This is a genomic window from Geodermatophilus sp. SYSU D00703 (assembly GCF_054050155.1).
The window spans coordinates 46125-67650 of the sequence record NZ_JBJGYU010000015.1 but is presented as its reverse complement, the minus strand read 5'-3'; the positions used below and the strand labels follow the sequence as shown (position 1 = coordinate 67650).

The 21526-nt window shown below is 73.4% G+C and carries 23 protein-coding genes; 21 read left to right on the top strand and 2 right to left on the bottom strand.

The features are described 5' to 3' along the window. From thrB to ACI782_RS15415, 19 genes are all read left to right on the top strand, one after another. Positions 1 to 891 carry a homoserine kinase gene (thrB, locus tag ACI782_RS15505; RefSeq protein WP_456910718.1) on the top strand — a complete coding sequence of 297 codons (891 nt, stop codon included), beginning with the start codon at positions 1 to 3 and terminating at the stop codon, positions 889 to 891. 241 nt (positions 892 to 1132) lie between these two features. After that, positions 1133 to 3244, top strand: a complete 2112-nt coding sequence (gene rho / locus ACI782_RS15500; RefSeq protein ID WP_456910716.1) for a transcription termination factor Rho — start codon at positions 1133 to 1135, stop codon at positions 3242 to 3244. A 193-nt stretch (positions 3245 to 3437) separates the two neighbouring features. Continuing rightward, positions 3438 to 3662, top strand: coding sequence for a 50S ribosomal protein L31 (rpmE, locus tag ACI782_RS15495; protein ID WP_456910714.1), 225 nt, complete (start codon positions 3438 to 3440; stop codon positions 3660 to 3662). 85 nt (positions 3663 to 3747) lie between these two features. Beyond that, on the top strand, positions 3748 to 4827 hold the full coding sequence (prfA, locus tag ACI782_RS15490; protein ID WP_456910712.1) for a peptide chain release factor 1: 1080 nt from the start codon (positions 3748 to 3750) through the stop codon (positions 4825 to 4827). Between the two features lie 12 nt (positions 4828 to 4839). Then, on the top strand, positions 4840 to 5700 hold the full coding sequence (gene prmC / locus ACI782_RS15485) for a peptide chain release factor N(5)-glutamine methyltransferase (protein ID WP_456910710.1): 861 nt from the start codon (positions 4840 to 4842) through the stop codon (positions 5698 to 5700). Positions 5701 to 5731: 31 nt separating this feature from the next. Beyond that, positions 5732 to 6373 (top strand): L-threonylcarbamoyladenylate synthase, encoded by a 642-nt coding sequence (locus ACI782_RS15480; RefSeq protein ID WP_456910708.1) that lies wholly within the window; start codon positions 5732 to 5734, stop codon positions 6371 to 6373. Positions 6374 to 6603: 230 nt separating this feature from the next. Continuing rightward, positions 6604 to 7869: a glycosyltransferase family 4 protein gene (locus ACI782_RS15475; RefSeq protein WP_456910706.1), complete on the top strand. Its 1266-nt coding sequence runs from the start codon at positions 6604 to 6606 to the stop codon at positions 7867 to 7869. After that, on the top strand, positions 7866 to 8342 hold the full coding sequence (locus tag ACI782_RS15470; RefSeq protein ID WP_456910704.1) for a hypothetical protein: 477 nt from the start codon (positions 7866 to 7868) through the stop codon (positions 8340 to 8342). The genes ACI782_RS15475 and ACI782_RS15470 overlap by 4 nt, the downstream gene beginning before the upstream one ends. 119 nt (positions 8343 to 8461) lie before the next feature. Beyond that, a complete protein-coding gene (locus tag ACI782_RS15465) occupies positions 8462 to 8686 on the top strand; it encodes a hypothetical protein (RefSeq protein WP_456910702.1) in 225 nt (74 codons plus the stop codon). After that, on the top strand, positions 8683 to 9513 hold the full coding sequence (atpB, locus tag ACI782_RS15460; protein ID WP_456910700.1) for a F0F1 ATP synthase subunit A: 831 nt from the start codon (positions 8683 to 8685) through the stop codon (positions 9511 to 9513). Before ACI782_RS15465 ends, atpB begins: the two co-directional genes overlap by 4 nt. 67 nt (positions 9514 to 9580) lie before the next feature. Next, positions 9581 to 9820 carry an ATP synthase F0 subunit C gene (atpE, locus tag ACI782_RS15455; protein WP_100498270.1) on the top strand — a complete coding sequence of 80 codons (240 nt, stop codon included), beginning with the start codon at positions 9581 to 9583 and terminating at the stop codon, positions 9818 to 9820. A 44-nt stretch (positions 9821 to 9864) separates the two neighbouring features. Then, entirely contained in the window at positions 9865 to 10443 is a 579-nt protein-coding gene (locus ACI782_RS15450; RefSeq protein ID WP_456910698.1) for a F0F1 ATP synthase subunit B, read from the top strand. Further along, positions 10443 to 11261: a F0F1 ATP synthase subunit delta gene (locus tag ACI782_RS15445; RefSeq protein WP_456910696.1), complete on the top strand. Its 819-nt coding sequence runs from the start codon at positions 10443 to 10445 to the stop codon at positions 11259 to 11261. The genes ACI782_RS15450 and ACI782_RS15445 overlap by 1 nt, the downstream gene beginning before the upstream one ends. A gap of 76 nt (positions 11262 to 11337) precedes the next feature. Next, positions 11338 to 12972, top strand: coding sequence for a F0F1 ATP synthase subunit alpha (gene atpA / locus ACI782_RS15440; protein ID WP_456910694.1), 1635 nt, complete (start codon positions 11338 to 11340; stop codon positions 12970 to 12972). Between the two features lie 2 nt (positions 12973 to 12974). Further along, positions 12975 to 13949, top strand: coding sequence for a F0F1 ATP synthase subunit gamma (locus ACI782_RS15435; protein ID WP_456910692.1), 975 nt, complete (start codon positions 12975 to 12977; stop codon positions 13947 to 13949). Positions 13950 to 14019: 70 nt separating this feature from the next. After that, complete coding sequence (gene atpD / locus ACI782_RS15430) at positions 14020 to 15453, top strand: F0F1 ATP synthase subunit beta (RefSeq protein ID WP_456910690.1); 1434 nt, start codon at positions 14020 to 14022, stop codon at positions 15451 to 15453. Between the two features lie 248 nt (positions 15454 to 15701). Then, positions 15702 to 15881: a hypothetical protein gene (locus tag ACI782_RS15425; RefSeq protein ID WP_456910688.1), complete on the top strand. Its 180-nt coding sequence runs from the start codon at positions 15702 to 15704 to the stop codon at positions 15879 to 15881. A gap of 178 nt (positions 15882 to 16059) precedes the next feature. Further along, positions 16060 to 16449, top strand: a complete 390-nt coding sequence (locus tag ACI782_RS15420; protein WP_456910686.1) for a F0F1 ATP synthase subunit epsilon — start codon at positions 16060 to 16062, stop codon at positions 16447 to 16449. 39 nt (positions 16450 to 16488) lie between these two features. Further along, positions 16489 to 16890 (top strand): DUF2550 domain-containing protein, encoded by a 402-nt coding sequence (locus tag ACI782_RS15415; protein ID WP_456910684.1) that lies wholly within the window; start codon positions 16489 to 16491, stop codon positions 16888 to 16890. A gap of 57 nt (positions 16891 to 16947) precedes the next feature. Here the strand turns inward: ACI782_RS15415 and ACI782_RS15410 are convergent, their stop codons facing one another. Further along, positions 16948 to 17568 (bottom strand): cob(I)yrinic acid a,c-diamide adenosyltransferase, encoded by a 621-nt coding sequence (locus ACI782_RS15410; RefSeq protein ID WP_456910682.1) that lies wholly within the window; start codon positions 17566 to 17568, stop codon positions 16948 to 16950. 124 nt (positions 17569 to 17692) lie between these two features. Between ACI782_RS15410 and murA the strand changes: the two genes are divergently transcribed. Next, positions 17693 to 18970, top strand: a complete 1278-nt coding sequence (murA, locus tag ACI782_RS15405) for a UDP-N-acetylglucosamine 1-carboxyvinyltransferase (RefSeq protein WP_456910680.1) — start codon at positions 17693 to 17695, stop codon at positions 18968 to 18970. Between the two features lie 89 nt (positions 18971 to 19059). Here the strand turns inward: murA and ACI782_RS15400 are convergent, their stop codons facing one another. Then, positions 19060 to 19380 (bottom strand): hypothetical protein, encoded by a 321-nt coding sequence (locus tag ACI782_RS15400; protein WP_456910678.1) that lies wholly within the window; start codon positions 19378 to 19380, stop codon positions 19060 to 19062. A gap of 93 nt (positions 19381 to 19473) precedes the next feature. Here ACI782_RS15400 and ACI782_RS15395 point away from each other — a divergent pair, with 93 nt between their 5' ends. Next, positions 19474 to 21513, top strand: a complete 2040-nt coding sequence (locus ACI782_RS15395) for a protein meaA (protein ID WP_456910676.1) — start codon at positions 19474 to 19476, stop codon at positions 21511 to 21513. The last annotated feature ends 13 nt before the right edge of the window (positions 21514 to 21526 follow it).

Genomic DNA, 21526 nt, shown 5'->3' with positions numbered 1-21526 from the left:
GTGCCCGCGACCAGCGCCAACCTCGGCCCCGCGTTCGACTGCGCCGGCCTCGCGCTGGCCCGTCACGACGTCCTGGAGTTCGCCGTCGAGCGGGCCGGGCTGACCGTCGAGGTCACCGGCGTCGGGGCCGGCGAGCTGCCCACCGACGAGTCGCACCTGGTCGTCCGCGCCTTCCGCGCGGCCTGCGACGAGCTGGGCTGGACGCCGCCGGGCCTGCGGGTCACCGCCGACAACGGCATCCCGCAGGGGCGGGGGATGGGTTCCTCGGCGGCGGCGGTCGTGGCCGGGGTGCTGGGTGCGTGGGCGCTGTGTCCCGAGGTCGACGCGGTGGACGACGCCGCCGTGCTGCGGCTGGCCACCGAGCTGGAGGGGCACCCGGACAACGTGGCCGCCTGCGTGCTGGGTGGGGCGACGCTGTCGTGGATGACCGCGACGGGGGCGCGCGCCGAGCGGCTCGAGGTGCACCCCGACGTCGTCCCGGTGCTGTTCGTGCCGGACGCGACGCTGTCGACGCACGTGGCGCGCGGGCTGCTGCCCGACGCCGTCCCGCACGCCGACGCGGCGTTCTGCGCCGGCCGCGCCGCGCTGCTGGTGCACGCGCTGACGACGGCGCCGGCGCTGCTGTTCGACGCGACCGAGGACCGCCTCCACCAGCGGCAGCGGGCGGCGGCGATGCCCGCGTCGATCGACCTGGTGGACCGATTGCGCTCCGCCGGCCACGCTGCCGTCGTCTCCGGGGCCGGACCGACGGTCCTCGTGCTCGCCCGCGGGGCGGCGGCCGACGCGGACGTGGCCGATCTCACTCCTCCGGGGTGGACCGTGCTCCCGCTCGAGGTCGACCGGTCGGGTGCCCGCGTGACCGCAGGTCAGCCTCAGGTATCGTCTCGGTAACGAGGAACACACCGGCGCCCGACGGTGTTGTCGTGGCCGTGAGCGCGGTTTAGGCTCACGGCGTAGCCGCCCAGTAGGGCGAGCCTCGCGCGGGGCGTTGCAGACGATTCGATTCCGTCGCCGCAGATTCCGCCTCGCACCCACTCGATCCCGTTCTCCTCGCTGTCCTGAGACAGGCGGAGGGGGACCGGGTCACCCCCTGCGCTGGTAGGCGCAGGTCTCCGCAGGGAAGGACCTGTACGTGAGCGAGACCACCGACCTCGTCACCCCGCAGCAGAACGCGGGTACGGACGAGGCACCTGCCGCTTCTGGGACGACGGGACGCAGCCGTCGCCGCGGCAGCGGGCTGTCCGGCATGCTGCTGCCCGAGTTGCAGCGGCTGGCGGCCGAGCTCGGCATCTCCGGCACCGGCCGGATGCGCAAGGGCGACCTGGTCGCCGCCATCTCCGCCCGCCAGGTCGGCGGCTCCGAGACCCCGGCTGCGGCGCCCGCGCCGCGCGCCGAGGCCCGCGGCGCCGACTCCGGCCCCGCCACCACGGCCGCGCCGCTCGAGGCCCCCGTCAGCGGCGGCGCGAACAGCGGCCCGGTGACCGCACCGGCCGAGGCGCCCGCCGAGGCCGCGCCGCGGCGCCGCCGCGCGGCGAGCCGGCCGGCCGGCGCCCCGGCGGCCGAGACCGCCGCCCCGGCCGGCGAGACCACGACCGCCACCCCCGAGCCGCGCGTCGAGGCACCCGCCGCCGACACGACCGCGGCTCCTTCCCCGGCTCGTGAGAAGACCGAGGGCGACCGCACCGACAGCGAGCGCACCGACGGTGACCGGACCGACGGCGACCGTCCGCAGCGCAACCGCGACCGCGGTGGCCGCAACCGCGGCGACCGCACCGAGCGGGACGGCGCCCGCGACGCCGGCGACCGTGCCGAGCGCGGCACCCGCGACGGCGACCGCGCCGAGCGCGGCACCCGCGACGGCGACCGCAACCGCGGCGACCGGGACGGCAACCGCGGTCCCGAGCGCGGCGAGCGGGGCGGCCGGCCGGACAACCGGAACGACAGCCGTGGCCGGGGCGACGACAACCGCGCCGACAGCCGCAACGACGAGGACGACGACGACTTCGAGGGCGGCCGCGGCCGCCGCGGGCGCCGCTACCGGGACCGCAACCGCCGCAGCAACGGCCGCGACCGGTTCGAGCAGAACGAGCCCACGATCAGCGAGGACGACGTCCTGCTGCCGGTGGCCGGCATCCTCGACGTCCTGGACAACTACGCCTTCGTCCGGACGTCGGGCTACCTGACCGGCCCGAACGACGTCTACGTGTCCCTGTCGCAGGTGCGCCGCTACGGCCTGCGCCGCGGCGACGCCATCACCGGCGCCGTCCGGCAGCCGCGCGAGGGCGAGCGCAAGGACAAGTACAACGCGCTGGTCCGGCTGGACACGGTCAACGGTCTCGAGCCCGAGCAGGCGCGGCAGCGTCCGGAGTTCACCAAGCTGACCCCGCTCTACCCGCAGCAGCGGCTGCGGCTGGAGACCGAGCCGCACCAGCTGACCACCCGGGTCATCGACCTGGTCATGCCGATCGGCAAGGGCCAGCGCGCGCTGATCGTCAGCCCGCCGAAGGCCGGCAAGACGATGGTGCTGCAGGCGATCGCCAACGCGATCACCGCCAACAACCCCGAGTGCCACCTCATGGTCGTCCTCGTCGACGAGCGGCCCGAGGAGGTCACCGACATGCAGCGCTCGGTGAAGGGCGAGGTCATCGCCTCGACCTTCGACCGGCCGCCGTCGGACCACACCACGGTCGCCGAGCTGTCCATCGAGCGGGCCAAGCGCCTGGTCGAGATGGGCCACGACGTCGTCGTCCTGCTGGACTCGATCACCCGCCTGGGCCGCGCCTACAACCTGGCGGCCCCCGCCAGCGGGCGCATCCTCTCCGGCGGTGTCGACTCCACGGCGCTCTACCCGCCCAAGCGCTTCCTCGGCGCCGCCCGCAACATCGAGAACGGCGGCTCGCTGACCATCATCGCCTCGGCGCTGGTCGAGACCGGCTCCACGATGGACACGGTCATCTTCGAGGAGTTCAAGGGAACCGGTAACGCGGAGATCAAGCTCGACCGCCGGCTGGCGGACAAGCGGGTCTTCCCGGCCGTCGACGTCAACGCGTCGGGCACGCGCAAGGAGGAGATCCTCATGTCGCCCGACGAGCTGGCCATCGTCATCAAGCTGCGCCGGGTGCTCGCCGCGCTGGAGCCCCAGCAGGCCCTCGAGCTGCTGATCGACAAGCTCAAGAAGACGCGGAACAACATCGAGTTCCTCATGCAGATCCAGAAGACGACCCTCGGCCCCGAGCGCGACTAGAAGGACCCCCGTCCTCCCCACCCTTCGCACGCTCAGGGCGGGGCCCTGGACGGGGGCCGTTCCAGCACCTCGCGGCGGGCGGGGCTCGCGCATCAGGGATACTGAGCGACTGAGCCCCGCTGCGCGGCCGGAATGACCGGCCGGCCGCCGGCGTTCGACAGACCAGTACGGCACAGACCCCGGAAGAGGCGAGATGAAGCCCGGAATCCACCCCGACTACCACACCACCACGGTGACCTGTGGTTGCGGGAACACCTTCACCACCCGCAGCACGGCCCCCGGTGGCCAGCTGACCGTCGAGACCTGCTCCGCCTGCCACCCGTTCTACACGGGCAAGCAGCGGATCCTGGACACCGGCGGCCGCGTCGCCCGCTTCGAGAAGCGGTTCGGCAAGCGCAACGCCACCGCCGGCAAGTAGTCCCCCCGACGGCGCCCGTCCCACTCTCGTGGGGCGGGCGCCGTCGTCGTGTCCGCCTGAGCCCCTTCCCGAGAGAGGTGCCCCGTTGAGCAGCCCCACCGAGGCCGCGCCGGACCGCCTGACCGGGCTGCTGGCCGAGCACGCCGCGCTGGAGATCGAGCTCGCCGACCCCGCCGTCCACGCCGACGCCGCCCGCGCCCGCCGGCTCGGCCGGCGCTACGCGCAACTGGCCCCGCTGGTCGAGACCAAGCGCGCCCTGGACGCCGTCCGTGACGACCTCGCCGCCGCGCGGGAGCTCGCCGCCGAGGACCCGTCGTTCCGCGCCGAGGCCGAGGCGATGGAGCAGCGGATCCCCGAGCTGGAGGACCGGCTGCGCGAGCTGCTGCTGCCCAAGGACCCCGACGACGACAAGGACGTCATCCTCGAGATCAAGGCGGGGGAGGGGGGCGCGGAGTCGGCGCTGTTCGCCGGGGACCTGCTGCGCATGTACCTGCGCTACGCCGAGCGGCGGGGCTGGTCGGCCGAGGTGATCGACGCCGTCGAGGCCGACCTGGGCGGCTACAAGGACGTCTCGGTCGCCATCAAGTCGCGGACGGACGAGGGCATCTGGTCGCGGCTGAAGTTCGAGGGCGGCGTGCACCGCGTCCAGCGGGTGCCGGTGACCGAGAGCCAGGGCCGCATCCACACCTCCGCCGCGGGCGTCCTCGTGCTGCCCGAGGCCGAGGAGGTCGACGTCACCGTCGACCCGAACGACCTGCGCATCGACGTCTTCCGGTCCAGCGGCCCGGGCGGGCAGAGCGTGAACACCACGGACTCCGCCGTCCGGATCACCCACCTGCCCACCGGCATCGTGGTCAGCTGCCAGAACGAGAAGAGCCAGCTGCAGAACCGGGAGTCCGCGCTGCGCATCCTGCGCTCGCGGCTGCTCGCCGCCGCCCGCGAGGAGGCCGCCGCCGCGGCCAGCGACCAGCGGCGCAGCCAGGTGCGCACCGTCGACCGCAGCGAGCGGGTGCGCACCTACAACTTCCCGGAGAGCCGGATCAGCGACCACCGGGTCGGCTTCAAGGCGCACAACCTCGACCAGGTGCTCGACGGTGAGCTCGACCCGGTCATCGACGCGCTCACCCGCGCGCACACCGCCGAGCTGCTGGCGGCCGGCGCGTAGGAGGAGTTCGTCGTGAGGTGCAGCACCCTGCTGGCCGACGCCGCGCGCCGGCTGGCCGACGCCGGCGTGGCGTCGCCGCGGGTGGACGCCGAGCTGCTGCTGGCGCACGTCCTGGGCGTGACCCGCACCGGCCTGCTCACCCTCGGCGACGTCCCCGCCGACGCGGACCGGCGCTTCGCCGACCTGCTCGACCAGCGGGCCTCCCGCGTGCCGCTGCAGCACCTCACCGGGCGGGCGCCGTTCCGGCACCTGGAACTCGCCGTCGGACCCGGGGTCTTCGTGCCGAGGCCGGAGACCGAACAGCTCGTCGAGTGGGCCCTGGGCCGCCTGGCCGGGACCCCCGCTCCCGTAGTCGTCGACCTGGGCAGCGGCTCCGGCGCCGTCGCGCTGTCGATCGCGCACGAGCACCCCGGCGCCCGCGTCACCGCCGTCGAGCGGGACGCCGGTGCCATCGAGTGGACCCGCCACAACGCCGCCGCCCGGGCCGCCGCGGGGGACACCCCGGTGGAGGTGCTGGCCGGGGACATGACCGACCCGGGTTTGCTCACCCCCCTCGACGGCACGGTCGACCTCGTCGTCTCCAACCCGCCGTACGTCCCGGACGACGCCCGCGTGCCCCCCGAGGTCGCCGACCACGACCCGCCGCTGGCGCTGTGGGGCGGCCCCGACGGGCTGGACGTCGTCCGCGGCCTCCTCCGGACCGCCGCCCGGCTGCTGCGCCCCGGGGGGTGGCTCGGCATCGAGCACGCCGACCAGCAGGGGAGCGCGCTGCCCGCGCTCGTCCGCGCGCACGGCGGCTTCACCGACGTCCGCGACCACGCCGACCTGGCCGGCCGCCCCCGGTACACCATCGCCTGCCGCACGGTGGGATGACCGACGGGCCGGGATGACACACTCCGGTCCCGTGGCCGACGTCTACGACTGCACCGACCCCGAGGCCCGAGCGGCCGGCCTGGACGCCGCGGTGACGGCGATCGGCGCCGGTGACCTGGTGCTGCTGCCGACCGACACCGTCTACGGCGTCGCGGCCGACGCGTTCACGCCGGCGGCGGTCACCAGCCTGCTGGCGGCGAAGAACCGCGGCCGGACGATGCCCGTGCCCGTCCTGATCGGGGAGGCGTCCACCCTCGCCGGGCTCACGAACCGCGTGCCGGACGTCGCCACGCGGCTGGCCGAGGCGTTCTGGCCGGGTGGGCTGACCCTCGTGGTCGAGCACGCGCCCTCCCTGGCCTGGGACCTGGGGGACGCCGAGGGCACCGTGGCCGTCCGCCTCCCGGACGACGACGTCGCCCGCGACCTGCTGCGGCGCACCGGGCCGCTGGCGGTCTCCAGCGCCAACCGCTCGGGCCGGCCGGCCGCCACGACCGCCGAGCAGGCGATCGCGCAGTTGGGCGTGCACGCCGCGGTGGTCCTCGACGGCGGGCCGCGGAACTCCACGGCCGCCAGCACGATCGTCGACTGCACCGGTCCCACCCCGCGGGTGCTGCGCATCGGCGCGGTCCCCGTCGACCGGCTCCGCGAGGTCGTGCCCGAGCTCACGGACTGAACGGAGGGACCCCCTCCTCCCCACCCCTCGCAGGCTGGGGGCGGGACCCGGGAGGGGGCCGGGCGCGGCGGGACGTGCCGTCGGGCTGGACGGCCGTCCGGAGGGATACCGTGGGAGCACCGTCCGTCGCCGACCCCGCCGGGAGTCCTGCCGCCATGAGCACCCCCTCCTGGGCCACCGGCCGGGCGGAGGGCCGTGCGGCTGGCGCCCCTCCCGGTCCGGCCTGACCCATGCGCGAGTACGTCGTCGTCCTGCTCACCGCCGGGCTGGTCACCTTCCTGGCCACCCCGGTGGTGCGGATGGCGGCGGTCCGGCTGCGCATGATGGCCGCCCCGCGCGAGCGCGACGTGCACGTCATCCCCACCCCCCGCGGCGGCGGCGTGGCGATGTACCTCGGCGTGGCCGCGGCGATCCTGGTCGCCACGCGGCTGCCGGCGCTGCAGCGCACCTTCGAGGACTCCCAGACCGCGGCGGTGCTGGTCGCGGGCGGGCTCATCTGCGCCCTCGGCGTCCTCGACGACAAGTTCGGGCTCGACGCGTTGACCAAGCTCACCGGCCAGATCGCGGCGGCCGGCGTCATGGTCCTGCTCGGCGTCCAGTTGGCATTCGTGTTCCTGCCCGTCGCCGACATCGGGACGCTCTCCCTCGGCCCTGACATCGGCGTCCCGCTGACCATCCTGCTGACCGTCCTCACGGTCAACGCGCTCAACTTCATCGACGGCCTCGACGGCCTCGCGGCGGGCGTCTCGGCGGTCGCCGCGCTGGCCTTCTTCGCCTACAGCTACAACCTCGCCCTGGTCGGCTACGACGAGGTCGCGAGCGCCCCGGCGCTGATCACCGCGGTGCTCGCCGGTGCCTGCCTCGGGTTCCTGCCGCACAACTTCAGCCCGGCGCGCATCTTCATGGGCGACTCGGGCTCGATGCTGGTCGGGCTGATGCTCTCGGCGGCGGCGGTCTCGGCGACCGGCCGGGTGGACCCGCAGTCGTTCGACTCCGCGGCGAGCCTGCTGCCGCTGGCCCTGCCCCTGCTGGTCCCGGTGGCGGTGCTCTCCATCCCCTTCATCGACCTGGTGATGGCCGTGATCCGCCGCACGCGGCGCGGGCAGTCGCCGTTCTCACCGGACAAGATGCACCTGCACCACCGGCTGCTGGCCATCGGCCACTCGCACCGGCGCGCGGTGCTGGTCATGTACTTCTGGGCGGCGCTGCTGTCCTTCGGCGCGGTGACGCTGTCCATCACCGGCGGCACGGCCGAGCTGCTGGTCGCGATCGGCGTCCTGCTGGTCGTCGGCGTCGTCGTCGTCCTCAGCCCGCGGGCCCGCCGGGCCGCGCGGGAGGCGCGGGCCGCCGAGCTCGCCGCGCAGCGCGAGCGCAGTCGCGCCGACCACCCCACGGCGCGGGCCCTCCGCGCCGCCTCGAGCACGCCCGGCCGGTTCCCGGACCAGGACGCCGAGCCGTCCCCGCGGGCGGCCGGAGCCGGGCAGGGAGTCAGATGACGCAGGCCACACCCCAGCGGGAGATCCCCTGGGACCTCTCCTTCCTCCGCGTCGGCGGGCTGGTCACCGCCGGCCTCACCGCCGTCGCCGCTCCGCTCGCGGCGCTCCTCGGCGGTGCGGACGACGCCCTCGCGGTGCTGGTCGGGGCGATCGTGGTGACCGCGTTCTTCGCCGCGTCCGGCCTGGTCATCGCCTGGGCCGGTCGTCACGGCGACGCCTTCACGCTCCCCGCCGCGCTGGGCTCGTTCTTCGTGAAGGTGCTGGTCCTGGCCGTGGTGCTGGAGTCCCTGCCGGCCGACGGCCCCATCGACCGGCGCACCCTGGCGTGGACGGTCATCGCCGGTGCGCTGCTGTGGAGCGTCGTCCAGCAGCGGTGGGTCTGGACCCGGCGCATCTACTACGTCCAACCCCCCGCGCCGCCCACGTCCGGGGGATCTCCCAGTCCGCCGGAGAGGCCCGCGACACGCGGCTGATAGTGTCCGCAGCGATGGCCGAGGACAGCTCCTCTCGCGGGGGTTCTCGACCCCGACCTGCAACGCCTGCCGACCGTCAGCCCAGCGGGGCCGACATCGGCTGGGGGATCACCGGGACCATGCTCTCCGGGATCATCGTGTGGGGCGGGGCCGGGCTGTTGCTCGACCGCTGGTGGGGCACGCGCTTCGTCGCCCTGATCGGCGTTCTCCTCGGCCTCACGGTGGCCATCTACCTGGTGGTCGTCAAGTACGGCGCCGTGCCCTCGCCCGAGGAGGCCCGGCGCACCGGCTCCACCCGGGGCGGGCGACGCAGCCCGACCAGGACGCAGAAGGGACAACGGTGACCTCCAGCGCCCTCGCGCTCGTCGACGTGCTCGCCGCCGCCGAAGGTGGTGAGGAAGGCGGCTTCCAGGCTCCGACGATCGAGGAGTTCTACCCGGAGCCCCTCGCCTCGTTCTCCCTCCTGGGGATCGACTTCGAGATCACCCGCATCACGATCCTCCTCTGGATCGCCACCGCCGCGATCCTCGCGCTGCTGGTCGCGTCGGTCCGCAAGCCCTCGATCGTGCCGGGCAAGCTGCAGTGGCTCGGCGAGAGCGGCTACTCCCTCGTCCGCGACGGCATGGCCCGTGACGTCATCGGCCCCAAGGGCCTGCCGTTCGCGCCGTTCCTCGCGTCGCTGTTCTTCTTCATCCTCGCGAACAACGCGATGAGCATCATCCCGTTCGCGCAGATCTCGCCGATGTCGAAGTTCGCCTTCCCGCTGGTCCTCGCGGTGATCGTCTGGGTGCTCTACAACTGGGTCGGCATCCGCGAGCAGGGCTTCGGCCGGTACTTCAAGGACGCCGCGATCCCGCCGGGCGTGCCGATCGGCGCGCTCATCCTGGTCACGCCGATCGAGCTGCTCCAGGTGTTCGTCATCCGGCCGTTCACCCTGGCCGTGCGGCTCTTCGCGAACATGTTCGCCGGCCACATGCTGCTCGTCGTCTTCTCCCTGGGCGCGGTCTACCTGTTCACCGCGGGCGGCATCATGCCGCTCTTCGGGGCCGCCTCGTTCGTCATGGCCGTGATCATGACGTTCTTCGAGCTCCTGGTGATCGTGCTCCAGGCGTACGTCTTCACCGTGCTGACGGCGACCTACCTCAACGGCGCCGTCGAGCCGGCTCACTGACCGCACCACCCCCCAAAGCCAGCCGCCCGGGAGGCCCGGGCGACCGACACAGGAGGAACCACCCCGCATGGACGTCATGGCAGAGCTCGTCGGCAGCATCGGTTCGGTCGGCTACGGCCTCGCCGCGATCGGCCCGGGTATCGGCGTCGGCATCGTCTGGGCCGCGTACATCCAGGCCACGGCCCGTCAGCCCGAGTCCGCCGGCCTGACCCGCACCTACGCCTTCCTCGGTGCCGCCCTCTCCGAGGCGCTCGCGCTGATCGGCCTGGTCGTCCCCTTCATCTTCGGGCCCGGCAACGCCGGCTGACCCGTTCCCTCCAGGTCGGACCCATCTGACGTAGGGACACAGACATGAACGTGCAGGCTGCGGAGGCGCACAACCCGCTGATCCCGCCGTGGGGCGAGATCATCATCGGGCTGATCGCGTTCGGGATCGTCTTCTTCGTCTTCGCGAAGTACGTCGCCCCCCGCTTCGAGCAGGTCTTCCGGGCTCGCCGGGAGGCCATCGAGGGCGGCATCGAGCGGGCCGAGACGATGCAGGCGGAGGCCAAGGCGGCGCTGGACCAGTACCGCGCCCAGCTGGCCGAGGCCCGTACCGAGGCGGCCCAGATCCGCGACCAGGCCCGGGCGGAGGGGCAGCAGATCCTCGAGGAGCTGCGCACCCAGGCCCAGCAGGAGTCGGCGCGGATCCTCGCCCGCGGCGAGGAGCAGCTGGCCGCCTCCCGCCAGCAGGTGGTCAACGAGCTGCGCGGCCACATCGGTGTCCTCGCGGTCGAGCTCGCCGGCCGCGTCGTCGGCGAGTCCCTCGAGGACCAGGCGCGGCGCAGCGGCACCGTCGACCGGTTCCTCGACCAGCTCGACGGCATGGCCGCCGGTTCGCCGGACGGCCGCAGCGGCGCCTCGGTGTACGCCCCGGACGGCAACCGCTGATGGACGCCTCCAGCCGGGCGGCGCTCGCGCAGGCGCGCGAGCGCCTCGAGATGCGTTCCAGTGGCGCGGCAGGCACGGCGCTGCTGAGCCTGGCCGACGAGCTGTTCGCGGTCGCCCGCCTGCTCGACGACCAGGTCGCGCTGCGCCGGGCGCTGTCGGACCCGTCGGCCAAGCCGGCCGACCGGGCCGGCCTGGCCCGCCGGGTGCTGGCCGGCCGGGTGTCGGAGGCCGCGGTCGACCTGGTCGAGACGGAGGCCCGCCTCCGCTGGTCGCGCCCGCTGGACCTGGTCGAGGCGACCGAGACGCTGGCCACCGAGGCCGCGCTGGACGCCGCCGCGGCCCGCGGTGAGCTCGACGGGGTCGAGGACGAGCTGTTCCGGTTCGGGCGGATCGTCGCCGGGGACCCGGAGCTCTCCCGCATCCTCAGCGACCGCGCCGCCCCGGCCGCCGGGAAGACGGCACTGCTGGACCGGCTGGTCTCCGGCCGGGTCAGCCCGGTCACCGCGCTGCTGCTGCGGAACCAGCTGACCGGCCGCTCCGTCGGTTCTGCCGAGAACGTCGTCGAGCGACTCTCCGAGGCGGCCTCCCGCCGCCGCGGCCGCTCGGTCGCGCGGGTGACCACCGCCGTGGCGCTCACGCCGGCGCAGGAACGCCGGCTGACCGACGTGCTCAGCCGTCTCTACGGCCGGGCCATCGGGCTGCAGGTGACCGTGGACCCCGCGGTCCTCGGCGGCCTGGTCATCCGCGTCGGTGACGAGGTCATCGACGGCAGCGTCGCCCACCGTCTCGAGGCCGCCGGGCGGCGGCTGGTCGGCTGACGCCGGCCGCCCCGCGCACCCGAGCCCCAGTCCAGCAGTCAGACACGACCCCAGCAGGGAAGAGGACGAGAGCCCCATGGCCGAGCTGACGATCTCCGCAGACGAGATCCGCAGTGCCATCCAGAACTACGTCACGGAGTTCACCCCCGACGTCTCCCGGGAGGAGGTCGGGATCGTCACCGAGGCCGGTGACGGCATCGCCCGGGTCGAGGGGCTGCCCTCGGTCATGACCAACGAGCTGCTCGAGTTCGAGAGCGGCGTCCGCGGCCTGGCCCTGAACCTGGACGTGCGCGAGGTCGGCGTCGTCATCTTGGGTGACTTCTCCGGCATCGAGGAGGGCCAGCAGGTCCGCCGCACCGGCGAGGTGCTCTCCGTCCCGGTCGGCGACGGCTACCTCGGCCGCGTCGTCGACCCGCTGGGCAACCCGATCGACGGTGCTGGCCCGATCGCCACCACCGGGCGCCGGGCGCTGGAGCTGCAGGCCCCGACCGTCGTCCAGCGCAAGTCGGTGCACGAGCCGCTGCAGACCGGCATCAAGGCCATCGACGCGATGACCCCGATCGGCCGCGGTCAGCGCCAGCTGATCATCGGCGACCGGCAGACCGGCAAGACCGCGATCGCGATCGATGCGATCATCAACCAGAAGCAGAACTGGGCGACCGGCGACCCGACGCAGCAGGTGCGCTGCATCTACGTGGCGGTCGGCCAGAAGGGCTCGACGATCGCCTCCATCCGCTCCGCCCTCGAGGAGGCGGGCGCGATGGAGTACACGACCATCGTCGCCGCCCCCGCGTCGGAGGCCGCGGGCTTCAAGTACATCGCCCCCTACACCGGCTCGGCCATCGGCCAGCACTGGATGTACGAGGGCAAGCACGTCCTCATCGTCTTCGACGACCTCTCCAAGCAGGCCGAGGCCTACCGCGCGGTCTCGCTGCTGCTGCGCCGTCCGCCGGGTCGTGAGGCCTACCCGGGCGACGTCTTCTACCTCCACTCCCGGCTGCTGGAGCGCTGCGCCAAGCTGTCCGACGAGATGGGCGCCGGCTCGATGACGGGGCTGCCCCTGATCGAGACCAAGGGCAACGACGTGTCGGCGTACATCCCGACCAACGTCATCTCCATCACCGACGGGCAGATCTTCCTCGAGACGGGTCTGTTCAACTCCGGCGTCCGCCCGGCCATCAACGTCGGCATCTCGGTGTCCCGCGTCGGTGGTTCGGCGCAGATCAAGGCGATGAAGTCCGTCGCCGGCCGCCTGCGGCTGGACCTGGCCCAGTACCGCGAGCTCGAGGCGTTCGCCTCGTTCTCCTCGGACCTCGACGCCTCCAGCCGGGCGACGCTCGAGCGCGGCCAGCGCCTGGTCGAGCTGCTCAAGCAGGGCCAGTACCAGCCGTACCCGGTGGAGCGCGAGGTCGTCTCCATCTGGCTGGGCACCACGGGCAAGCTCGACCGGGTGCCGGTCCCGGAGGTCCGTCGCTTCGAGTCCGAGTTCCTCGACTACATCGGCCGCGGCAACAACGGCATCTACGACGAGATCCGGCAGTCCCGGGCGCTCGGCGACGACGCCGTCCGCAGCCTCGAGGGCGCGGTCGAGGAGTTCTACGGCCAGTTCCAGACCTCCGAGGGCGGGACCCTGCTCAACGAGCCCGAGGCCGAGGCCATGGACGCGTCCGAGCGCGGCCAGGAGCGCGTCCAGGTCAAGCGGAGCGCCTGACCGTGGCCGGCAACCTCCGCGCGCTGCGGCGCCGGATCCGCTCCACGCAGTCGACGAAGAAGATCTTCTCGGCGCAGGAGCTGATCGCCGGCGCCCGCATCGTGCGCGCCCAGGCCCGGGTGGAGGCCTCCAAGCCGTACGCCCGGGAGATCACCCGGGTGCTCTCGGCGCTGGCGTCCTCGGCGTCCCTGGACCACCCGCTGCTCACCGAGCGGCAGAACCCGCGCCGTGCGGCGGTCCTCGTGATCACCTCCGACCGCGGGTTCGCCGGCTCGTACAACGTGAACGTGCTGCGCCGCACCGAGGAGCTGCTCTCGCTGCTGCGCCAGGAGGGCAAGGAGCCGGTCCTCTACGTGGTGGGCCGGAAGGGGGAGACGTACTACTCCTTCCGCAACCGCCAGATGGCCGACACCTTCACCGGCTTCTCGGAGCAGCCGAACTACGTCGACGCCCAGCGGGTCGGTGAGGTGCTCATCGACGCCTTCACCGCCGGTGAGGACGACGACGAGTCCGGCGCCGGGGCCGACGGGGTCCTCGGGGTGGACGAGCTGCACATCGTCTACACCGAGTTCCGCTCGCTGCTCTCGCAGGTCCCCGTCGCCAAGCGGATGGCCCCGCTGGAGGTCGAGGAGGTCGAGGAGTTCGACTACGAGCGGGAGGACCGCGAGGCCGGTCGCACCGGCGGCGACAGCGGGGTGCCGACCTCGTACGAGTTCGAGCCCTCGGCCGACGTCCTGCTCGACGCCCTCCTGCCGAAGTACGTCAACGCCCGCATCTACGCGTCCATGCTCGAGGCCGCGGCCTCCGAGTCGGCGTCCCGGCGGCGGGCGATGAAGTCGGCGTCGGACAACGCCGAGGAGCTGGCGAAGAACCTGGCCCGGCAGGCGAACCAGGCCCGCCAGGCGGAGATCACCCAGGAGATCAGCGAGATCGTCGGCGGCGCCGACGCGCTCGTGTCGGCCAACGCCGACGACTGACCCCTCCCCGCGCAGCGGGGAGCCAGAAGACGCGGACCACACCGAGCCCGAGGGCAGGAGAGCAGTACAGATGACCGTCACCGAGGACCGTCCGACCACCCAGACGACCGGCCGCGTCGTCCGGGTCACCGGGCCGGTCGTCGACGTCGAGTTCCCGCGCGACGCGATGCCCGACCTGTTCAACGCCCTGAAGGTGGAGGTCACCCTCGCCGACCTGGGCAAGACGCTGACCCTCGAGGTCGCCCAGCACCTGGGCGACAACGTGGTCCGCACCATCTCCATGCAGCCGACCGACGGCCTCGTCCGCGGCGCCGAGGTCCTCGACACCGGCTCCGCGATCTCGGTGCCCGTCGGTGACGCGACCACGGGACACGTGTGGAACGCCCTCGGCGAGTGCCTGGACACCCCGGGCTACGGCACCGACTCCCCGCGCTGGACGATCCACCGGCACGCGCCGCGGTTCGACCAGCTCGAGGGCCGCACGGAGATGCTGGAGACCGGCATCAAGGTCATCGACCTGCTGACCCCGTACGTGGCCGGCGGGAAGATCGGGCTGTTCGGTGGCGCCGGCGTGGGCAAGACGGTGCTCATCCAGGAGATGATCCGCCGGGTCGCCCAGGAGTTCGGTGGCGTGTCGGTGTTCGCCGGCGTCGGCGAGCGCACCCGTGAGGGCAACGACCTCATCACCGAGATGACCGAGTCCGGCGTCATCGACTCGACCGCCCTGGTGTTCGGCCAGATGGACGAGCCGCCGGGCACCCGGCTGCGGGTCGCGCTGTCGGCGCTGACGATGGCGGAGTACTTCCGCGACGAGCAGAACCAGGACGTGCTGCTCTTCATCGACAACATCTTCCGGTTCACCCAGGCCGGCTCCGAGGTCTCCACGCTGCTGGGCCGCATGCCCTCCGCCGTTGGGTACCAGCCGACCCTGGCCGACGAGATGGGCGAGCTGCAGGAGCGGATCACCTCGACCCGCGGCCACTCCATCACCTCGATGCAGGCGATCTACGTGCCCGCCGACGACATCACCGACCCGGCGCCGCACACCACCTTCGCCCACCTCGACGCGACGACGGTGCTCTCCCGGCCGATCTCGGAGAAGGGCATCTACCCGGCCGTGGACCCGCTGGACTCCACCAGCCGGATCCTCGACCCGCAGTACGTCGGCCAGGAGCACTACGCGATCGCCCAGACGGTGAAGCAGGTGCTGCAGCGCTACCAGGAGCTGCAGGACATCATCGCCATCCTCGGCATCGACGAGCTCTCCGAGGAGGACAAGGTCACGGTCAACCGGGCCCGGCGCGTCGAGCGGTTCCTCTCGCAGAACATGTTCGTCGCCGAGGCGTTCACCGGGCAGCCGGGCTCCTTCGTCCCGCTGGCGGAGACGCTGCAGGCGTTCAAGGCGATCACCGACGGCGAGTACGACCACGTGCCCGAGCAGGCCTTCTTCATGTGCGGTGGTCTCGAGGACCTCGAGCGCAACGCCGACAAGCTGAAGAAGTAAGAGGACCACCCTTCCCCCACGCCTCGTACCTCGGCGCGGACCCCCCAGGGGTGGCCGTTCCAGCACCGCGCGACGGCCGGGTCCCCTCGGGGCCCGGCCGTTCCGTGTTTCTCGGGGGCCGGTGTCCGGGTACCTGGCTCACCACGTGACGAAAGGCCTCGCGGCGCCCCGCTCAAGCGCGGGATGCTGGGTGCCGATCAACCAGGACGGGACGCCCGGAGTGGCCGGGCGGCGTACGGGAGAAGACCGTGGACGCGACGACGGGGACCAGGTGGGACGGCGCCGACTGGAGTTGGCCGCCCTCCGCAGGTCTCCCGTACGCCGGCCTCCAGCAGTACGCCACCGAGCGCTGGGCCCCGGCGTCGACCGTGCGGCACCCGTGGCTGCGGGTCGGCCGGTGGACGCTGCTCTACCGCCGGGCCGCTTGAGGAAGGACCCCCCGCCCCCACCGCTCGCAGGCTCGCGGCGGGACCGTGGAGGGGGGCTGGGCGGGGATCGCCCGCCGGTCCCGCGACACGCGGCCGATACAGTGGGCCCTGACCCGTCGTCGTGTCCTCCCCGGACCGGCGACCCCGCACCGCCCGTCGGTGGACCCCGAGGAGTGTCGTGGCGACCCTGCAGGTCGAGTTGGTGGCCGTCGAGCGGCGGATCTGGTCCGGCGAGGCCAACATGGTCATCGCCCGCACCACGGAGGGTGAGCTGGGCGTCCTGCCCGGGCACGCACCGCTGCTGGGCCAGCTCGCCGAGGGCGGTGTCGTGACGATCCGCACCGCCCAGGGCGAGGACCTCGTCGTGGCGGCCCACGGTGGCTTCCTCTCGGTCACCGACCGGGGGGTCTCGATCCTGGCCGAGACGGCGGAGATCTCCTCCGAGATCGACGTCGAGCGGGCCCGCGAGGCGCTGCGCCGCGCCCAGGACGCCGGTGACGAACCCGAGGCCGTGGCCGCCGCCCGCCGCGCCCAGTCCCGGCTGCGGGCCGCCGGACAGGACGCCTGAGCCCCGGCGGGACCGTTCGACGATGCGCGGGCTGTCAGGATGACGACCGCACTCATCGTCCTGGCCGTCGCGCTCGTCGTCGGGCTCGTCGTCGCGTTCCTGCTGCGCCGGCGCTTCGTCCTGTCCGGCCTCGGCGCGGTCACCATGTGGCTGCGGCCGACCGGGTCGACCCGCTGGTCGGTCGGCGTGGCCTGGTACGGCGGCGACGCGCTGCTCTGGTACCGCGCGCTGTCACTGTCGCCGCGCCCCCAGCAGCGGCTGTGCCGCGCGGAGTTCCAGGTCGAGGGGCGGCGCCGGGCCACCCCCGAGGACGTCGCGCTGCCCCCGGACGTCGTCGTCCTGTCCTGCGCCACCGCCGCCGGACCCCGCGAGCTGGCCATGGACCCGGCGACCGTGACCGGCTTCCTGTCCTGGGTGGAGTCCGCGCCCCCTGTCCGCTGAGCGGCCCCCTCCGGGGCACCGCTCCGAGCGTGCGGGGAGCGCGGAGGAGGGGTCCTACTACTCGGGAAGCGGCGCCTGCGGGGTGGCGGCGCGCTGGGCGTGCGCGCCGCTGTGCGCGCCCGGCTCCCACAGCACGTCCCCTCCGGGGTTGGCCACCCGGGCGAGGATGAACAGCAGGTCCGACAGCCGGTTCAGGTAGCGCGCGGTCTCGGGGTTGGTGCGGTCGGCGTCGGCGGCCAGCAGGGCCCACACGCTGCGCTCGGCGCGGCGGACGACGACCCGCGCCTGGTGCAGCAGCGCGGCCAGGGGGGTGCCGCCGGGGAGGATGAAGCTGGTCAGCTTGGCCAGCGTCGCGTTGTGGGTGTCGCACGCCGCCTCCAGCCGCTCGGTGTAGGACGCGGTGACCCGCAGCGGCGGGAACTGCGGATCGGGGGTGATCGGCGTGGAGAGGTCGGCGCCGACGTCGAACAGGTCGTTCTGCACGCTGCGCAGCAGGGCGGCGAACTCCGGCTCGGGGGAGCCGAGGGCGAGCGCGACGCCGAGCACGCTGTTCGCCTCGTCGACGTCGGCGTAGGCGGCCAGCCGGGGATCGGTCTTCGCCACCCGGCTCATGTCGCCGAGGTGGGTCTGCCCGGCGTCACCGGTCTTCGTGTAGATGCGGGTCAGCCGGACGGTCATGCGGCCAGCCTAGGAGAAGGACCCCGCTGCCCCCGGCCCCGTCCCGAGCGTGCGAGGGACGAGGAGGACGGGGTCCTCCCCCTCGCCTCGGGACCCTGCACCGGGGCCACCGTAGGGTGGTGCGGTGGAGTGCTTCGAGGTGCACGGCGGCACGGCCCTGACCGGACGGGTGCGCGTCACCGGCGCCAAGAACAGCGCCCTCAAGCTGATGGCCGCCGCGCTGCTCGCGTCCGGCCGGACCGCGATCGACGAGGTCCCCGACATCCTCGACGTCGCGATCATGAGCGAGGTGCTGCGCCGTCTCGGCTGCGACGTCAGCTACGAGCGCCACGAGCACGGCGGCGGGGGCCGGGTGGTGGTCGACGTCCCGGACGCGCCCGGCACGGAGACCGACTACGACCTGGTGCGCAAGATGCGCGCCTCGATCAGCGTGCTGGGGCCGCTCGTGGCGCGGTGCGGATCGGCCCGGGTGGCACTGCCCGGTGGCGACGCGATCGGCTCGCGCGGCCTCGACATGCACATCTCCGGCCTCGAGCGGCTGGGCGCGACGATCGAGAGCGAGCACGGCTTCCTCGTCGCCACAGCGCCGCGGCTGACCGGCACCTCGATCTGGCTGGACTTCCCGTCGGTGGGCGCGACGGAGAACCTCGTGATGGCCGCCGTGCTCGCCGAGGGCACCACCGTCATCGACAACGCCGCCCGCGAGCCGGAGATCGTCGACCTCTGCGCCATGCTCACCGCGATGGGCGCCACCATCGACGGGGCCGGTACCTCGACGATCACCGTGGACGGCGTCCCCGAGCTCAAACCGGTCACCTACACGACCGTGCCCGACCGGATCGTCGCGGGCACGTGGGCGATCGGCGCGGTCATGACCCGTGGGGACGTCGTCATCGAGCGGGGGGTCGCCGAGCACCTGACCGTGGCCCTCGACAAGCTCACCGACGCCGGCGCGCAGGTCGAGGTGCTGCCCGAGGGCCTGCGCGTCGCCATGGCCGACCGGCCGCGCGGGGTGGACGTCGTCACGCTGCCCTACCCGGGGTTCCCGACCGACCTGCAGCCGATGGCGGTCGCGCTGGCGGCGGTCTCCACGGGCACGGCCCTCATCACCGAGAACGTCTTCGAGGGCCGGTTCATGTTCGTCAACGAGCTCGTGCGGCTGGGCGCCTCGGTGCGCATCGACGGGCACCACGCCGTCGTCCGGGGGCGGGAGCGGCTGTCCAGCGCGCCGGTGCTGGCCACCGACATCCGCGCCGGCGCCGGGCTGGTGCTCGCCGGGCTGGTCTCCGACGGCGTCACGGAGGTGCAGGACGTGCACCACGTCGACCGTGGTTACCCCGACTTCGTGCAGCAGCTGCGCGGCCTGGGAGTGGAGATCGAGCGGCTACAGCGCGCCGACTGAGGAAGCACCCCCGTGCCCCCGGATCTCGCTCCGCTCGGCCCGGGCCCCTGCACGAGGGCCGTCCGCAGCGACCCGGTCGGGGCTCGACCTCAGGAACCGGGGAACGAGGTGGCCAGCGCCCGAGCCCGGTCGGCGTCCTCCGGGAAGACGAGCACCTCGGCGCGGTGCGGTGCGGGGAAGCGGATGGTGGAGCGGATGCCCGCGTCGGACAGGACCGCCCGCAGCGCCAGCGCCGACTCCCGGTGGGAGAGCGTGGCGATGCGGGTCAGCAGGCCGTCGTCGGACGGCGGGCGGCGGCGCTCGTCGGAACCGAAGGCCCAGCGCAGGAAGAGCGCCAGCAGGGCCAGGACGGCGAAGGCGATGGTCGGCCCGACCAGGTAGTGCAGGCTGCTCCCCGCCCCGATCGGCATGTCGCCCTCCTCGCGTGCCCCTGCGAGTGTGCCACCGGGGACCCCGCCCGAGGCCGCGCTACTGACGAGTAACAGGCCCTAGACTCCGCGGGCATGCCGTTCCCGCACACGCCGCAGGACCGGGACCGTCCCTGGGTCATGCGGACCTACGCCGGCCACTCGTCCCCGGCCGAGTCCAACGCCCTGTACCGGCGGAACCTGGCGAAGGGGCAGACCGGGTTGTCGGTCGCCTTCGACCTGCCGACGCAGACCGGCTACGACCCCGACGACGACCTGTCGGTGGGTGAGGTCGGCAAGGTCGGCGTGCCGATCACCCACCTCGGCGACGTGCGGGCGCTCTTCGACGGCATCCCGCTCGACGAGATGAACACGTCGATGACGATCAACGCCACGGCGATGTGGCTGCTGGCCCTCTACCAGGTGGTGGCCCAGGAACAGGCGGAGCGCAGGGGCTCGGATCCGGACGCAGTCCTGGCGACGCTGGCCGGGACGACGCAGAACGACATCATCAAGGAGTACCTGTCGCGGGGGACCTACGTCTTCCCGCCCGGACCGTCGATGCGGCTGGTCACCGACGTGGTCGCCCACACCGTGACGGCGATGCCGAGGTGGAACCCGATCAACATCTGCAGCTACCACCTGCAGGAGGCCGGTGCGACGCCGGTGCAGGAGATCGCCTACGCGCTGTCCACGGCCATCGCCGTCCTGGACTCGGTGCGCGACTCCGGGCAGGTGCCGCCGGAGCGCTTCGGCGAGGTGGTCGCCCGCATCTCCTTCTTCGTCAACGCGGGCGTCCGCTTCGTCGAGGAGATGTGCAAGATGCGCGCCTTCACGCAGCTCTGGGACGAGCTGACCGAGCAGCGCTACGGCGTCCGGGACCCGAGGCACCGGCGGTTCCGCTACGGCGTCCAGGTCAACTCGCTGGGGCTGACCGAGGCCCAGCCGGAGAACAACGTCCAGCGGATCGTGCTGGAGATGCTCGCGGTCACCCTGTCCCGCGACGCGCGCGCCCGGGCCGTGCAGCTCCCGGCGTGGAACGAGGCGCTCGGCCTGCCCCGCCCCTGGGACCAGCAGTGGTCGCTGCGGCTGCAGCAGGTGCTCGCCTACGAGACCGATCTGCTCGAGTACGAGGACCTGTTCACCGGGTCGGTGGTCGTCGAGGCGAAGGTCGCCGAGCTCGTCGGGGGCGCCCGGGAGGAGATGGCCCGGGTCGCGGAGGTGGGCGGCGCGGTGGCCGCGGTCGAGTCCGGCTACATGAAGGGGCGGCTGGTCGCGTCGCTGGCCGAGCGGCGCCGCCGGATCGAGCGCGGGGAGGACGTCGTCGTCGGCGTCAACCGGTTCGAGACCACCGAGCCCAACCCGCTGCTCGCCGACCTCGACGCCGCCGTCCAGGTGGTCGACCCGGCGGTGGAGGCCGCGGCGTGCGAGTCGGTGCGCAGGTGGCGCGCCGAGCGCGATCCGGAGCCGGTGCGCCGGGCGCTCGACCGGTTGCGCGCGGCCGCCGGGACCGACGAGAACCTCATGGCCGCCAGCCTCGAGTGCGCCCGCGCCGGCGTGACCACGGGGGAGTGGGCCGGGGTGCTGCGCGAGGTCTTCGGCGAGTACCGGGCGCCCACCGGCGTCGCCGCGGCTCCCGGCGGTGCGGGGGACACGACGCTGGCCGACGTCCGGGAGCGGGTCCGGGCCACGGGGGAGGAGCTGGGCGGCCGGCTGCGGTTCCTCGTCGGCAAGCCGGGCCTGGACGGGCACTCGAACGGCGCCGAGCAGATCGCCGTCCGCGCCCGGGACGCCGGATTCGAGGTCGTCTACCAGGGCATCCGGCTGACCCCGGCGCAGATCGTCTCCGCCGCCGTCGAGGAGGACGTCGACGTGGTCGGGCTGTCGGTGCTGTCGGGCTCCCACCTGCAGGTGGTCCCGGCCGTGCTGCGGGGGCTGCGGGAGGCCGGGCTGGACGACGTCCCGGTGGTGGTCGGCGGGATCATCCCGGACAGCGACGCCCGCCGGCTGCGCGAGCAGGGGGTCGCCCGGGTCTTCACCCCTAAGGACGTCGGCCTCACCGACATCATGGGCCAGGTCGTCGACGTCGTCCGCGCGGCCCGCGGCCTCGACCAGCGGGCCCCCGCGAACGCCTGACCGGAGGAGGAGG